The 14,921-nt window shown below is 58.8% G+C and carries 16 protein-coding genes; 9 read left to right on the top strand and 7 right to left on the bottom strand.

The features are described from left to right. The first annotated feature begins 5 nt into the window (after positions 1-5). The 6 genes from ACP15F_RS11025 (at position 6) to ACP15F_RS11000 (ending at position 5,351) form a co-directional block, all read left to right on the top strand. The gene (locus ACP15F_RS11025) at positions 6-974 is read left to right on the top strand and encodes a calcium/sodium antiporter (RefSeq protein WP_424940839.1); all 969 of its coding nucleotides are present in this window, start codon (positions 6-8) and stop codon (positions 972-974) included. Continuing rightward, positions 971-1,762 (top strand): SDR family oxidoreductase, encoded by a 792-nt coding sequence (locus ACP15F_RS11020; protein ID WP_424940838.1) that lies wholly within the window; start codon positions 971-973, stop codon positions 1,760-1,762. The genes ACP15F_RS11025 and ACP15F_RS11020 overlap by 4 nt, the downstream gene beginning before the upstream one ends. 316 nt (positions 1,763-2,078) lie before the next feature. Next, positions 2,079-3,962 (top strand): excinuclease ABC subunit UvrC, encoded by a 1,884-nt coding sequence (uvrC, locus tag ACP15F_RS11015; protein ID WP_424940837.1) that lies wholly within the window; start codon positions 2,079-2,081, stop codon positions 3,960-3,962. Between the two features lie 18 nt (positions 3,963-3,980). Continuing rightward, the gene (gene pgsA, locus ACP15F_RS11010; protein ID WP_424940836.1) at positions 3,981-4,655 is read left to right on the top strand and encodes a CDP-diacylglycerol--glycerol-3-phosphate 3-phosphatidyltransferase; all 675 of its coding nucleotides are present in this window, start codon (positions 3,981-3,983) and stop codon (positions 4,653-4,655) included. After that, on the top strand, positions 4,652-4,900 hold the full coding sequence (gene moaD / locus ACP15F_RS11005; protein ID WP_424940835.1) for a molybdopterin converting factor subunit 1: 249 nt from the start codon (positions 4,652-4,654) through the stop codon (positions 4,898-4,900). Before pgsA ends, moaD begins: the two co-directional genes overlap by 4 nt. 1 nt (position 4,901) lies before the next feature. Further along, positions 4,902-5,351 carry a molybdenum cofactor biosynthesis protein MoaE gene (locus ACP15F_RS11000; RefSeq protein ID WP_424940834.1) on the top strand — a complete coding sequence of 150 codons (450 nt, stop codon included), beginning with the start codon at positions 4,902-4,904 and terminating at the stop codon, positions 5,349-5,351. 37 nt (positions 5,352-5,388) lie between these two features. On the opposite strand, the gene ACP15F_RS10995 is transcribed toward ACP15F_RS11000, so the two are convergent. The 4 genes from ACP15F_RS10995 to fsa form a co-directional block, all read right to left on the bottom strand. Next, on the bottom strand, positions 5,389-6,081 hold the full coding sequence (locus ACP15F_RS10995; RefSeq protein WP_424940833.1) for a CDP-alcohol phosphatidyltransferase family protein: 693 nt from the start codon (positions 6,079-6,081) through the stop codon (positions 5,389-5,391). A 53-nt stretch (positions 6,082-6,134) separates the two neighbouring features. Continuing rightward, entirely contained in the window at positions 6,135-7,070 is a 936-nt protein-coding gene (locus ACP15F_RS10990) for a tyrosine recombinase XerC (protein WP_424940832.1), read from the bottom strand. Next, positions 7,067-7,774 (bottom strand): DUF484 family protein, encoded by a 708-nt coding sequence (locus ACP15F_RS10985; RefSeq protein WP_424940831.1) that lies wholly within the window; start codon positions 7,772-7,774, stop codon positions 7,067-7,069. Before ACP15F_RS10985 ends, ACP15F_RS10990 begins: the two co-directional genes overlap by 4 nt. A gap of 134 nt (positions 7,775-7,908) precedes the next feature. Beyond that, on the bottom strand, positions 7,909-8,562 hold the full coding sequence (gene fsa, locus ACP15F_RS10980; protein ID WP_142852119.1) for a fructose-6-phosphate aldolase: 654 nt from the start codon (positions 8,560-8,562) through the stop codon (positions 7,909-7,911). A gap of 101 nt (positions 8,563-8,663) precedes the next feature. Here fsa and ACP15F_RS10975 point away from each other — a divergent pair, with 101 nt between their 5' ends. Continuing rightward, entirely contained in the window at positions 8,664-10,859 is a 2,196-nt protein-coding gene (locus ACP15F_RS10975) for a primosomal protein N' (protein WP_424940830.1), read from the top strand. A gap of 34 nt (positions 10,860-10,893) precedes the next feature. Here the strand turns inward: ACP15F_RS10975 and ACP15F_RS10970 are convergent, their stop codons facing one another. From ACP15F_RS10970 to ACP15F_RS10960, 3 genes are all read right to left on the bottom strand, one after another. Next, on the bottom strand, positions 10,894-11,169 hold the full coding sequence (locus ACP15F_RS10970; protein ID WP_424940829.1) for a hypothetical protein: 276 nt from the start codon (positions 11,167-11,169) through the stop codon (positions 10,894-10,896). A gap of 71 nt (positions 11,170-11,240) precedes the next feature. Continuing rightward, on the bottom strand, positions 11,241-11,687 hold the full coding sequence (locus tag ACP15F_RS10965; protein ID WP_424940828.1) for an SRPBCC family protein: 447 nt from the start codon (positions 11,685-11,687) through the stop codon (positions 11,241-11,243). Positions 11,688-11,779: 92 nt separating this feature from the next. Next, positions 11,780-12,847 (bottom strand): YeeE/YedE family protein, encoded by a 1,068-nt coding sequence (locus ACP15F_RS10960; protein WP_424940827.1) that lies wholly within the window; start codon positions 12,845-12,847, stop codon positions 11,780-11,782. Positions 12,848-12,995: 148 nt separating this feature from the next. Between ACP15F_RS10960 and ACP15F_RS10955 the strand changes: the two genes are divergently transcribed. Continuing rightward, a complete protein-coding gene (locus ACP15F_RS10955; protein ID WP_424940826.1) occupies positions 12,996-14,216 on the top strand; it encodes an MFS transporter in 1,221 nt (406 codons plus the stop codon). Between the two features lie 129 nt (positions 14,217-14,345). Next, positions 14,346-14,891, top strand: a complete 546-nt coding sequence (locus ACP15F_RS10950) for a YcxB family protein (protein WP_424940825.1) — start codon at positions 14,346-14,348, stop codon at positions 14,889-14,891. Positions 14,892-14,921: the final 30 nt, after the last annotated feature.

Raw genomic sequence — 14,921 nt, 5'->3', positions numbered from 1 at the left:
GAGCCTTGGATCTGATTTTTGCCTCGCTTGGCCTGGTGATCCTTTTGCTTGCGGGCGACAGCCTTGTGCGCGGTGCCGTGAACATGTCGCTGCGCCTTGGTGTGCCTGCGATGATCGTGTCTTTGACCATCGTGGCGTTTGGCACATCCGCGCCCGAGCTTCTGATTTCGATCCAGTCGATTGCCGAGGGCGTGCCCGGACTGGCGATGGGGAACGTGGTCGGATCGAACACGGCCAACATCCTGTTGGTGCTGGGTGTGCCCGCGTTGCTTGCCGGGCTGTCCACCAAAACTTGTGACAGCCGGAAAAGCTATCTTCAGATGATGGGGGCCACGCTTCTGTTTATGGTCCTCGCCTTTGGTGGCGAGATTTCGTGGCCTCAGGGGCTGGCATTGCTGGCCGCATTGGCTTTGATCCTTGGGTCCGCCTTTAAAGAGGCGATGCGTCACCGCTGTGCCGTCAAGGCCGGGCTTGAAGAGGAAAGTGAAGAAGACGAGGATGTCGAGGGTGCGGATCCCGACATGCCTTGGTGGAAAGTCATCATGTTCCTGTTGTTGGGCTTGATCGGCTTGCCACTGGGGGCTGACCTTCTGGTGGATTCCGCCACCAGTATCGCCCGCCACTATGGCATCTCAGAGACCGTAATTGGCCTGACGCTTGTTGCGCTGGGGACCTCGTTGCCCGAGCTTGCAACCACGGTTATGGCCGCCCTGCGCAAACAGGCTGAAGTGGCCTTGGGCAACGTGATCGGGTCGAACATGTTCAACCTACTGGCCATTATCGGCATCGCATCGCTGGTTGGGCCGATCCCGGTCGAGCCGGGCATCCTGCAGTTTGACCTGTGGGTCATGCTGGGGGCGTCGTTGCTGTTGGCACCCTTCGTCTTCTGGAAATGGCATATGGGCCGCGTCTGGGGCATTCTTTTGGCGGCTCTTTATATCGTCTATGTATTGATCGTTCTGGGGAACGCATGATGCAGGTGAAGCGCGCATTGGTGACCGGGGCAGGGGCGCGGCTTGGACGCGCGATGGCCGTCGAACTTGCGCGCCATGGCTTTGATGTTGCTGTGCACTACAGCAGCTCGGCTGAAGGTGCCGCGAAGACCGTCGAGGACGTCGAGGCGCAGGGACAGAGTGCTGTTGCCCTTCAAGCGGATTTCCTGAATTTGGACGAGGTTCAGGCGTTGGTACCACGCGCCGCCGAGGCCTTGGGCGGTCCGTTGTCTGTGTTGGTGAATAACGCGTCGATCTTCGAATATGACCGTATCGACACTGTGTCCGGTGACAGTTGGGATCGCCATATGTCATCGAATCTGCGTGCCCCCCTGTTTCTGATGCAAGAATTCGCCGCGCAAGCCCCTGAGGCAACTGCGGACGATAAGGGCGAGCAACTGGCGCAAGCTCTTGTCGTCAACATGCTGGATCAGCGCGTGCAGAAGCTGACGCCGGAATTTATGACCTACAGCATAGCAAAACACGGGCTGTGGACGTTGACGCGTACAGCGGCTCAGGCACTTGCTCCGCAGGTGCGGGTCAACGGAATTGCTCCGGGGTCTACAATGATCGGGGCACGCCAGTCGCAGGACCATTTCGACGCGCAGCGTTCGGGATCGATCTTGAAGCGCGGCCCGAACCCGGAAGACATCACGGCGGCCTTGTCCTATCTGCTCACGGCGCGCGCTGTAACCGGGCAGATGATTGCTGTTGATGGTGGCCAACACCTTGGCTGGCAGACGCCGGATGTGATCGGAAAACCCAGCTAATCCTAACCTTTCGATGGGGATTTCTAGCCTGCCCTAGCGGAAGTTGTGCACCTGTGAAGCAGTTTCATGCCTGGATCCTAGTTTTTCGCAATGATTTCACATGTTTACAGAAAAGACATATTTCTTTTGTTTGAAAACAATGAGTTGCAATGCTGCCTAAAAAATAGGCAGTTCGACGAAAGGGGCCGAAAACAACGGAAAATCCGCCGGGCGGGCAACATGTCCTCAGACTTATCCACAGTTTCTGTGGGCATGTTTTCTCTTGTAACCGGAACGATAAGATTGCAGCGGGAAAAAGAATCAAGAAAGATGCCCCATGACGCGCGATAAGCAGGATCCTCAGCAGGAAAACTCACCGGTTCCAACCGGCCATGAGGTGGTCCAGTTCTATCTGAAAACCCTCGACAACTCGCCCGGTGTGTATCGCATGCTCGATACCAAGGGGCGGGTCTTGTATGTCGGGAAGGCACGTAGCTTGAAAAAGCGCGTGTCGAACTATGCTAAGCCGACGGGGCATAGCGCGCGGATTGCGCGGATGATCAGCCAGACGGCCTCGATGATGTTTCTGACCACGCGGACCGAGACCGAGGCGCTGCTGCTTGAGCAGAACTTAATCAAACAATTGAAGCCGCATTTCAACGTGCTGCTGCGGGACGACAAAAGCTTTCCGAACATTTTGTTAACGGGTCACGAGTATCCACAAATCAAGAAGCACCGTGGTGCGCGCAAAGAGAAGGGCCAGTATTTCGGCCCGTTTGCCAGCGCGGATGCGGTGAACCGGACGCTGAACCAGCTTCAAAAAGTGTTCCTGCTGCGCAATTGCACGGATGCCACGTTCGACGCGCGCTCTCGGCCCTGTTTGCAGTATCAGATCAAACGTTGTGCAGGGCCGTGTGTGGGCAAGATAGATGCTGAGGGCTATGGCGCGTTGGTGCAGGATGCGGTGGATTTTCTGTCGGGGCGCACGACGAAGATGCAAGAAGGCTTGGCGGCAGATATGGAGGCCGCGTCCGAAGCGATGGAGTTCGAGAAAGCCGCCGTGTTGCGCGACCGGATCCGCGCGCTTACGCAGGTTCAGCAAAGTCAGGGCATCAACCCACAGGGTGTGGCCGAGGCGGATGTGATCGCGCTGCATATGGAGGGCGGTCAGGCCTGTGTGCAGGTCTTCTTCATCCGTGCCAATCAAAACTGGGGTAACCGCGATTTCTATCCGCGTACCGGGGCGGGGGCAGGGCCGGGCGAGGTGCTACAGGCCTTCGTCGGGCAGTTCTATGACCAGAAAGAACCTCCGCGCTTGATCCTGCTGTCGGACCCGTTGGACGAGCAGGATCTGATGGCCGAAGCGCTGACCGAAAAGCTGGGTCGTAAGGTGGAGCTGACAGTCCCTCAACGCGGCGAGAAATCCGAGCTGGTCGCCAATGCCCAACGCAACGCACGCGAAAGCTTGGGTCGCAAGATGGCGGAAACCGCGACACAGGCAAAGCTGCTGGATGGGATAGCCGAGGCATTTGGTCTGGATGGTCCGCCCCATAGGATCGAGGTCTACGACAACTCGCATATCCAAGGTGCACATGCTGTCGGCGCGATGATCGTGGCGGGGCCGGAGGGCTACATGAAAAGCCAGTACCGCAAGTTCAACATCAAGGGCGATGATCTAACGCCGGGCGATGATTTTGGCATGATGAAAGAGGTTCTGACGCGTCGCTTCAAGCGTCTGTTGAAAGAAGACCCCGACCGCGAGGGCGAACACTGGCCGGGGCTGCTTTTGATCGACGGCGGGGCCGGGCAGGTCAGCGCGGTACACGAGATTATGGAGGAGTTGGGCGTCACTGACATCCCAATGATCGGCGTGGCCAAAGGTGTAGACCGCGATCACGGCAAGGAAGAGTTCCACCGGCGCGGCAAACGCCCCTTCGCGCTGAAACGCAATGATCCGGTGCTCTATTTCATCCAGCGTCTGCGCGACGAAGCGCACCGCTTTGCCATTGGCACCCACCGCGCGAAACGTGCCAAAGCGCAGGGCGCGACCCCGTTGGACGAAGTACCGGGCGTCGGCGCCACCCGCAAACGCGCGCTTTTACAGCACTTTGGATCAGCCAAGGCGGTCAGCCGTGCGGGACTTGAAGATTTGAAGGCGGTGGACGGCATATCAGAAACTCTTGCAGAAACCATCTATGGCTTCTTCCATGACAAGGCCTGACACGGTATTGAAAACCCTATGAAATGGTCTTTGCCTAATATCCTGACTCTGTCGCGGTTGATCGCAGCGCCGGCTGTAGCGATCATGTTCCTCTATTTTTCCCGCCCGTTGGCGGATTGGCTTGCGCTGATCCTGTTCCTGACAGCCGCGGCGACTGATTGGCTGGATGGCTATCTGGCGCGCAAATGGAAGCAGGAAAGTAAGCTGGGTGCGATGTTGGATCCCATTGCTGACAAGGCAATGGTGGTGATCGCGCTGATGGTGATCGTCGGCTACTCGGATGTCTATTGGACCCCTTGGTTGGTGTTGCCCGCCACGGTGATCCTGTTCCGCGAGGTTTTTGTCTCGGGTCTGCGCGAATTTCTGGGGGATACAGCGGGCACGCTGAAAGTGACCAAGCTGGCCAAGTGGAAGACGACTGCGCAGATGGTGGCCATCGCGGTTTTGTTCTCGCGCGGGATCTTCGAACACCATTTCGGAATGGGTTCATTTGGCATGGATGATGCGATGGTCGAGCAGATCCTGATGGGCGAGGTTGAAGACGTCCACGGCTTGCGCGGTTATTTCCATGCGACGATTTGGTCGGGCCGGATCGGGCTTTGGCTGCTTTGGATTGCCGGCTTGCTAACACTGATCACCGGTTGGGATTATTTCCGCAAAGCGATGCCCCATTTGAAAGAGGATGACGCATGATCGACGTGATGTATTTCGCTTGGGTCCGCGAACGGATTGGAGAACCACGCGAGCAGGTCGAGACGTCGGCCGCGACGGTGGCTGAGCTGGTCGACGAGCTGCGTGCCCGAGAGCCGCGCTATGCTGCGGCTTTCGAAGACCTGTCGGCATTGCGGGTTGCTTTGGACCAAGAGCTTACAGATTTCGATGCATCGCTTGAGGGCGTACGTGAAGTGGCGTTCTTCCCGCCGATGACAGGCGGATAAGATGACCGTCCGTGTTCAATCAGACAGTTTCGACCAAGGGGCAGAGCTTTCCGGTTTTGCACAAGGTCGCAGCGATCTGGGTGCGGTTGTTAGCTTTACCGGCGTCGTTCGGGACGAAGCAGGCACGCTGGACCGGATGGAGATCGAGCACTATCCAGGCATGACAGAGAAGGCAATTGCGGCCATCGTGGACGAGGCGACGCGGCGTTGGTCATTGGCGGATTGCCTTGTGATCCACCGTCACGGCCCGTTGCGGCCCGGGGATCAGATCATGATGGTTGCCACAGCCTCGGCGCACCGCGTGGCGGCGTTCGAAGCGGCCGAGTTCCTGATGGACTATCTGAAGTCCCGTGCGCCGTTTTGGAAGAAAGAATTCACCAAGGATGGTGACACCGATTGGGTGGATGCCAAGGTGAATGATGAGGAAGCACTGAAACGCTGGGAAGAGTGAGACGTGTTGCACGCCTAGCAGCGAATTGCTTAGGCGCTTAGGCCTTTTCTGGAATGATTTGCTGTGCGATCCCCGCACCCAGCAGATAGATCGACGTCACAACAAGACCCCAATGCGCCCAGCTTTCCGGGTGGAAATCGACCCAAGCCGCCCAGCCTGCAAAGCCAGTCCACGCCAAGGCCATCGGAAGGCTGACAGGGCGCCAGCGCTCGGTCCGCACGGGGTGGATGAACTTCAGGGGCAGGAACATCGCGACTGCAATGGCGGCGACCAATGCGGTCATAACCCAGAAATTCGGTTCAGTCGCGAAGAGAACTAGAATGACCATGTTCCAGCAGCCGGGAAAGCCAGAAAAGCTGTTGTCTTTGGTCTTCATTCGCGTGTCAGCAAAGTAAACGACGCTGGCGAAAGTGATTACAATAATCGCAAACCAACCGGTCCAGCCATACATCAGGCCAGATTTGAACAGGGCATATGCCGGGATGAACACATAAGTCAGATAGTCGATGATCAAATCCATCAACACGCCGTCATATTGTGGTGCATTGACCTTGACGTGGTACCTGCGCGCCAACGGGCCGTCGATGCCGTCCACGATGAAGGCGACCACCAACCACAGGAACATCAATCCCCATTTCTCGTCCACGGCGGCCAACATCGCCAGCATGGCAAAGACGGCTCCGGTTGCGGTCAGCAGATGGACGAGCAGGGCTTTGGTCTGAATGTTCATCCGCGCTTTGTGCAGGAAAACCGCTTTGGTGGAAAGCGAAAAGCTGAGGGGCTTCAGGCGCGTGGATGCGCAGCGTTATAAACTTCAACCAGTTTCGATGTATCCAGCGCAGTATAGCCCTGCGTTGTCGATAGGCTGGCATGGCCCAGCAGCTCTTGAATGGCGCGCAGATCCCCACCCGAGGCCAGTAGGTGGGTGGCGAAGCTGTGGCGCAATGCGTGGGGTGTCGCCGTGGCCGGCAAACCCAATTGCAGGCGGACTTGCTGCATCATCAATTGCACCTGCCGCGGATTTAAAGCCCCACCGCGAACACCGCGAAAAAGCGGTGCGTCGGGGGCTTCGGGGTGGGGGCACAGCTTGCGATATGCCTCGACCGCGTCGCGGGCGGCGGGAAGGACGGGAACCAGCCGTTCCTTGTTGCCTTTCCCGCAGATGCGCAGAACCTCTTTCAATGGGGTGTCGGCTGCAGTCAGACCCAGCGCTTCCGAGATGCGCAGCCCGCAGCCGTACAGAAGTGTCACAACCGCTAAGTCCCGGGCCCCGACCCAGTCGTGCCTTGATTGCAGGGGGGCCGTGTCACGCACTGCCTGTGCTGCGTCCGGTGATAAGGGGCGGGGCAGTTTCTTAGCGAATTTCGGGCTGCGCGTGGAAAGAACGGCGGTTGCGTCAAACCCGTCCTGTTCGCTGAGCCAGCTATAGAAGCTTTTTACCGCCGACAGGGCGCGCGCCAGACTGCGCGCACTAATGCCGCGACTGCGTTCCGACGCCATCCACGCGCGCATATCGCTGATCGTCACACGGGCAAGAGCACCGCGTCCGGCTTCGCCACCCAGATGGGTGGCCATGAAAGCCAGAAACCCACCTATATCTGCCTGATAGGCTTTGATTGTGTTCTCGGATGCTGCGTTCAGTGCACGTTTGTGGTCAAGAAACAGAGCCAGCGCGTCTCGGGCGCCGGGGGGGATATGCAGGGATCCGCCACTGGTCATGACAGCCAGCGGCGCATCGCGCGTTCAAACACGCCCCCGAAAAACTCCAGAAGATCCGTGCCCTGTCCGGGACGGAATTGTGTCAGGTCTTCGGTGCCCATAACCAGCATTCCAGGCAGGCGACCTTCCCCAAGGTCCAGCACGATGCAAGCCTCGGAGCGAATCCAATAGTCGCAGTCGCCATAGATGTCGGGGTCGCGTTCCTGAACTTGCCGCAAGAAGACCTTGCGACGTTCTGGCCCGGCGGGTTGTCCAAGATAGTCGTCGATGAATCCGGCAGGCGTTGTGGACAGCACGGCACCCAGCCGGCCAACTTTCGCATCTGCCTCGTCTTGAATGGTTTCCAGCACAAGCCGCATACAATCGACCTTCAAAGTCTCGGCGACCTCGCCGTCCAGGTCCTGCATGAAGGCGGCAAAGTCTGCGGGATCCAGCATGCGCAGCACCGCGCGGTGGATCAGCGCCACGCCCGAGACATTTTCGTAGGCCGCCGCAACAACCGAGCGATGCGTGTCTTCAAGTTGGTCCAGCCGATTGCTTAGCCGATCCATGGCTGCGCCGCGCAGATCAACGATGTTCGTGCCCATCTGACGTTCATGCGCAGTGACCAATGCATTCATGATGTCTTGGTCGTTTAAAATAATCTCTGGCTGCGCGATCAGATGCGCGCGCAGCTCGTCATCCAGTGCCGGGGAACCGCTCATAGTTGCCTCGAAGTTTTTTGTCGTTTTGGGGATAATACACCAACCGTGTGCCTTATGGGTTAAAATTAGGCGTCGGGCAGAAATAGAAAAGGGGGCCGTGGCCCCCTCGTCACATGCTAATAATTAAGGCCTGCTTACAGGATCTTGATGTCAGCGGCTTTGATATCGGCCAGGAACGCGTCCAGACCATTGTCGGTCAGAACGTGTTTCGCCATTGCCTGAATGACCGAGGGCGGAGCCGTAGCAACGTCTGCACCAACCAGTGCGGCGTCTTTCATGTGGTTCACGTTGCGGATCGAGGCGGCCAGGATCTGCGTGTCAAACATATAGTTGTCATAGATGGTGCGGATGTCTTCGATCAGCTCCATCCCATCCAGATTGATGTCATCCAGACGGCCGATGAAGGGCGAAATGAAGGTCGCGCCCGCTTTGGCCGCCAGCAGCGCTTGGTTGGCCGAGAAGCAGAGGGTCACGTTCACCATGGTGCCTTCGTCCGACAGGGTTTTACAGGCTTTCAGCCCGTCCCATGTCAGCGGCACTTTCACGGCAATGTTGTCGGCGATCTTGGCCAGCTTGCGGCCTTCGGCGATCATGGTGTCGGCGTCGATGGCGGTGACTTCTGCCGAAACAGGGCCGTCCACGATGTCACAGATCTCTTTCGTGACGTCGATGATGTCGCGGCCCGATTTCTTGATGATCGAGGGGTTGGTGGTCACACCGTCCACCATGCCAAGGTCGTTCAGTTCCTTGATGGCGTCGATGTCGGCGGTATCTGCAAAGAATTTCATGTGCGCGTATCCTGCGGAAGTTTGCGTTTGCGCTCTCTTACCCCATGGGCGCGCGGGCAGAAAGCCCTTATGATATTTCCGATGACGGGGAATCTGACCTTATGAGTGATATCGAGCAGTTTCCGGCAGGCGCAAGGGTCGGCGTTTTGACCGCCCAGCCTCTGGACCGAATCCTGACATATCGCGCGCCCGAAGGGGGCTGCGTGCAAGGCGACTATGTCGAGGTCCCGCTTGGGCCGCGTAAGGTATTGGGTGTTGTCTGGGGGCCGGGTGAAGGGGGCTTTGATGCCTCGAAGCTGCGCGCCGTGATCCGGGTTTTGGAAGTCGCCCCGATGCGATCCGAAATGGCCGAGTTCCTGACCCGCGTTGGCGACTATACCCTGACCCCGATGAGCCAGATGCTGCGCCTAGCCACCCGCGCGCCGGGGCTGTCAGATCCACCCTCGATGCGCAAGGTGTTGAAGGCCTCGGGGCACCGCCCTAACCGGCTGACCGATGCGCGTGCCAAGGTGATGGATGTGTTGATGGATCAGCCCGGCGTGGGGTTCACGCAGAAAGAGCTGGGTGATCTGGCGGGCGTTAGCGGATCCGTTGTGAAGGGTCTCGTGAAACTAGGCGCCATCCGGGAAGAGGATACGCCCCGCGACATGCCGTATCCGCGGCTTGATCCATCACTGCCCAGTAAAGAGCTGACCGTAGATCAGGCCGCTGCCGCCAAACAGCTGACCGATGGGGTGCGATCGGGCCGTTATGGCACCACGCTTCTGCGCGGTGTCACCGGCGCGGGCAAGACTGAGGTTTATCTGGAGGCCGTCGCCGCCTGCCTGCGCAAAGGGCGCCAGGCGCTGGTGCTGCTGCCCGAAATCGCACTGACTGCCGAATTTCTGAAACGGGTCGAGGAACGCTTTGGCGCGCGTCCCGCCGAATGGCATTCCGGTGTCACCATGACCGAACGCCGCCGTTGCTGGCGCATGGTCGGGCAGGGGGATGCCTCGCTTGTGGTTGGTGCGCGATCTGCGCTTTACCTGCCCTTCCGAGACCTTGGGCTGATCATTGTCGATGAAGAACACGACAGTTCCTACAAACAGGAAGACGGGGTGCTCTATTCCGCGCGGGATATGGCGGTTATGCGTGCCTCGATCTGCGACGCGCAGGTGGTGCTGGCGTCCGCCACGCCCTCGCTTGAGACTTGGGCCAATTGCGAGGCCGGGAAGTACAAGCGGATCGAACTCACCAGCCGTTATGGCCCCGCCGTCATGCCCGAGATGCGCGCGATTGATATGCGGCAAGAAGATCTGCCGTCGCAAAGCTGGATCTCTCCTACGCTGAAGGCCGCCGTGAACTTGCGCATTGCAAAGGGCGAACAATCGCTTCTGTTCATCAACCGCCGCGGCTATGCGCCCGTCACCATTTGTCGGGCGTGCGGGCACCAGATCGGCTGCGATCATTGCGACGCGCGGATGGTCGAACACCGCTTTCAGAAACGTCTGGTTTGCCATCAATGTGGCGAAACGAAACCAATGCCGGATGCTTGCCCAGAATGCGAAGTCGAAGGCAAGCTGGCCCCGGTCGGGCCGGGTGTTGAACGGCTGGCCGAAGAAGTCACAGCGGCCTTCCCGGACGCGCGCATCGCTGTGTTGTCCTCGGACCTGTTTGGATCAGCCCGCGCCCTGAAGGCGCAGATCGAATTGATTGCCGAAGGTGGAGCAGACATCATCATCGGCACGCAGTTGGTCGCCAAGGGACATAACTTTCCCAAGCTGACCTTGGTGGGCGTGATCGATGCGGACCTCGGCTTGCAAGGGTCTGACCTGCGCGCGGCGGAACGCACGTTCCAATTGATCCGACAGGTTGCGGGCAGGGCAGGGAGGGCGGAAACGCCGGGCGTCGCCCTTTTGCAAACCTTCCAACCCGAGCACCCCGTGATCCGCGCGATCCTTGCGGGCGAGGAAGAGAAGTTCTGGAAAGCCGAAGCGGGCGAGCGCCAAGCCGCAGGCGTGCCGCCTTACGGTCGCATGGCAGGGATCGTCCTGTCCTCGCCCGACATTCAAGCCGTGTTTGATCTGGGGGCCGAGATGGCCCGAAGGTCCGAGCCGCTTCACCAAATCGGCGCGCAACTGTTCGGCCCCGCCCCCGCGCCCATCGCCCGTGTGCGCGGACGTCACCGCGTGCGCCTGTTGGTGAAGGCGGAAAAAACCGCGCCCATCCAAGCGGCGCTAAAACGCTGGCTGGCACAGTTTCCGGTCAAAGGGGATATGCGGGTGTCGGTGGATATCGATCCGCAGAGTTTTTACTAGATCCGGCTGCGACTATTCGGTGCAGCGAGCCAACTCATCGGGCGAAAACGTGAAACATGATGGGCAGCATCGGCAGTGTCACGATGTACGGCACCGCGAACGCAAAGATGCAGAGCCAGGCCTTCCCGTCCTCACCGGGCCTTGGCGCCTTTGCGATCAGCGTGACGCCACTGGCTGCAAAAAGCAGGCCCGGCAAATAGAGCAGAAATAGAACGTCCTGATTAGATGGCAGGCTGAGGGCAGGTTGAAGCAGCATTCCTCCCAGAACGAATTGTACCAGTGCAGCGCCTACGGCGATTGGGCTTTTCATTCTGGAAGTACATGCGACTGGTGATAGCTGTGTCAAGAACGGCACTGCTCGATGGAAGAGCAGAACGCTGTTTAAGCTCTGCCCGACTCCTCAGCTAATCCCTCTAAATTCGCATCAATCACTTTCCCCATCATCGGTTTCATCATCACCTGACCAAGCAGCCAACCCAGCGGGCCGTATTTGACTTGAAACGCGGTGGACCATGCGACCTTTGATCCATTCCCGGCAGGTTCGATCCAAATCTCGGCGGTCAGGCTGGTCAGGGGCATCGGGGCCAGTTCCGATCCGCGGATGCTGTAGCCGCGGCCTTCTTGCCAATCGGTGACCTCTTCCACCATTGATCCGCCATTGTCGAAATGGCAGCGGCGTTTTGATCCGACGCCGTCGCTGCCCGCTGTCAGGGCGTCCACTTTGGCAACGGCGGGGGCGAAGTCGTTGATATGCATATAGCGTCCCAGCACCGCCCAAACGGCGTCGGGGTTGGCGTTGAGGGTTCGGGTGCGTTCGATCTGAATCATGGTGAAGGTTCCTTTGTGTTTGAGGAACCATAGACGTGCCCTCCTGACAGCATTCTGTCAGGAGTGTCATGGGATGCTGACAGTTTTAAGGTTTACTCGGCCGCCACCCCAAGGGCCCCGCGTTGATCCACCAGCGCATCCGTCACCATCGCGCCGATCCACATGCACAGAAGGGCAAGCCATGCGGTGCCGACGAAAATCGACCCCCCCGTGACGCCTGCGCCGATCGCGCAGCCTCCGGCCAGCATGGCGCCGAAGCCCATCAGGACCGCCCCAGTCATCGAGCGGCGCATGTTGGCCTCGCCTTCGAACCCCTGGAACTTGAATTCCTTGGTCAGCCAGCTGGCCACGAAGGCACCGATGACGACGCCGGGGACAAGGCCCACGTCGAACTCAAGTACCGGGTCCGAGACGAGGAAGAACATCAGCGTATTCGCCGACGGGCCCGAGAAGGTGGCGGAAGTCACGGATACCGGCTCGAACGCGGCAAGCGACAGTTGATAGGTCAGAACCCAGCCAAGAGCCACGGCGAAGCCAACGCCGGATCCGAAAATCAAGCGGCGCGGGCCAAGGCCTGCTTTGCGTGCGATCACGATGGCCAGAACGGCGGTCATCAGTCCCAGCGCAAGGCCGAACCCGTCCGGCAATCCCAGCACGTTCAGAAGGTTTACGTTCACACCGCCTTCCGTCATCCACAGGCGGGCAAGATAGTCACGGGTTGGGGAAAGCCAGCCATGCAGGCTCATCTGTGCGACCACGGCAAAGATCAGTCCCGAGACGACAGACCGCAGGTTGCCTGTCGCAGCCAAAACCAGCAGTCGACCCGAACAGCCGCGCGCCAGCACCATACCGACACCAAACAGCAGACCGCCGATGATCGCGCCCGACCAACTCCCGGTCACGGCCATCATCCGCGCGTCTTCGGGGCGCATCAGGCCCAACATGGTTGCACCCTGAACCCAAACCACAGCGGTCGAGAAGGTCAAAAGCCATACAGCGACCGAGGCGTCCATCATTCGACGGGCGAATTCGACTGCCGCGGCACGCAGACAAAAGCGCGAGCGCTGGGCCGAGACACCGAAAACGATGCCGGTGATCAGGCCGAACAGCGCAGCGGTCGGGTTTTCTCCGATGCGGTCGATCAGGGGGACGATGTCCATTGGCGGCTCCTTCAAGTTGGCGCAGTTTTAGCGCCGTGGGCGCACGCCACCTTGACCTATGTCAGAAACGCATATGCATTTGTGAATGCGATTTGCGCTCGCAAAGCGCGGAATTCAGGCGTAATGCAGGCGCATGAGACACATCATCATGACCCTTTCTGATGCCCGCGATCTGCCATTCTGGCGCCGTCCCATCTTCCTGCTGATGCTGATGGCGGCGGCGATGCCGATTGCGTTCTTCACTTGGTCGGCGCTGCTGAACAACTTCGTGATCGAGGCCGCCGACTTCACAGGGGTCGAGATCGGCTGGCTGCACACCGTGCGCGAGATTCCGGGCTTTTTGGCCATTGGTGTCATTGCCCTGCTGATGCTGTTTCGCGAACAGGTGCTGGGCGTCGTGTCGCTGGGTCTTCTGGGCGCGGCTACCGCGATTACCGCGTGGTTCCCAAGTTTTGGCGGCATCCTGACGGTGACCATGCTCAGCTCGATCGGGTTTCACTATTTTGAAACCGTGAACCAGTCGCTTCAACTTCAATGGATCGACAAGAAAAAAGCGCCGCAGATGTTGGGCTGGATCATGTCCATCGGATCGGCAGCCGCGCTGGTCAGCTATGGCCTTTTGGTGCTGACGTGGAAGACTTTCGATCTGAGTTATAACCTCGTTTACATGGTTGCGGGTGGCACAACCCTTGCCATCGCGGTCTTTGCCTTCTTTGCATATCCCCAGTTTGAAAGCCCCGAGCCGCAGCTGAAGCAGTTCGTGCTGCGCCGCCGGTATTGGCTGTACTATGCGCTGCAATTCATGGCCGGCGCGCGGCGACAAATCTTCATTGTCTTCGCGGCATTCATGATGGTCGAGCGTTTTGGCTTCGAGGTACACGAAGTCACGGCTCTGTTCTTGATCAACTATGTGGCCAACATTTTCTTCGCCCCCCTGATGGGCAAAGCCGTGGCCAAATGGGGCGAGCGGCGCGCGCTGGCGTTCGAATATGTCGGCCTGATCTGTGTGTTCCTGGCCTATGGTGGAATCTATTACTTTGGATGGGGCGTGGTTTTGGCCGCTGTGCTCTATGTCCTAGATCACCTGTTCTTCGCGCTGGCCTTCGCGTTGAAGACCTATTTTCAGAAGATCGCGGATCCGCAAGATATCGCGCCAACGGCGGCGGTTGCCTTCACAATCAACCACATCGCGGCGGTCTTCCTGCCTGCGCTTCTTGGGTATCTTTGGGTGGTGTCGCCCGGAGCAGTATTCGGAATGGCCGCGGCGATGGCAGGGGTATCGCTTTCTTTGGCGCTGCTAATCCCGCGCCATCCCGAGAAGGGCAATGAAACGATTCTGACCCAAAGATTGGCGCGTGCGCCTGGATAAGCGGGAAACTGCGCGCTCCGGTAGGGTGGGAGTTTCCTTACTCGCCCGATCTATTGCAATCTGACACAGTGATATTGTCTGCTGTTACGTGGGCGCTGATTGTATCCAGCCATATTCAAGAGATCCGATTTGAGCACCAATCTAGAGTTCTACTCGCGTTTTGACGCGATCGATATCGACTTTGCCATGCGGACCCTCGCTGCCGAAAGGCGGCGGCGTGCAAAGGGATGGGGTGGACAAGTCAGATCAACGATCCTGATCGCCGCATTCGTGTGCATTTCAGCCATTGTCGCTTTTGCCAGTGACGCAAGTGTTTGGACGTTTCTGTCCTTCATGTTGCTGATGGGGGCCGGGCTTTTGGTCGTGCGGCACAGCCGAATTTCTTATCGAAAAACACTTAGCAGATCGCGTATGCGCGAAGGCGTGGCGCGGATTGTGCTGTCCCCGCTGGGCATGCGTATCACGCATCCGGGGTATGAGGTGTTGATCTCTTGGAGCCATATGGAGGGGGTGCTCGTGACCGAACGCGGGTTGCTGCTGCTGATCGACGCATATGACTACTGTCCAATCGAACGATCGGCCTTCAACAATGACGCACAAATGCAAGAGGTCGCAGATCAGATCGAGGCGTGGCGTGCCGCATCCGGCTTAGACACGGCAGTGACCGACGCTTGACCCGCAAAGATCAGGGCGCTAGGGCACAAT

It is taken from the genome of Aliiroseovarius sp. S253 (assembly GCF_049800855.1).
Classification (GTDB): domain Bacteria; phylum Pseudomonadota; class Alphaproteobacteria; order Rhodobacterales; family Rhodobacteraceae; genus Aliiroseovarius.
This window is presented reverse-complemented; position numbering and strand designations above follow the sequence as displayed.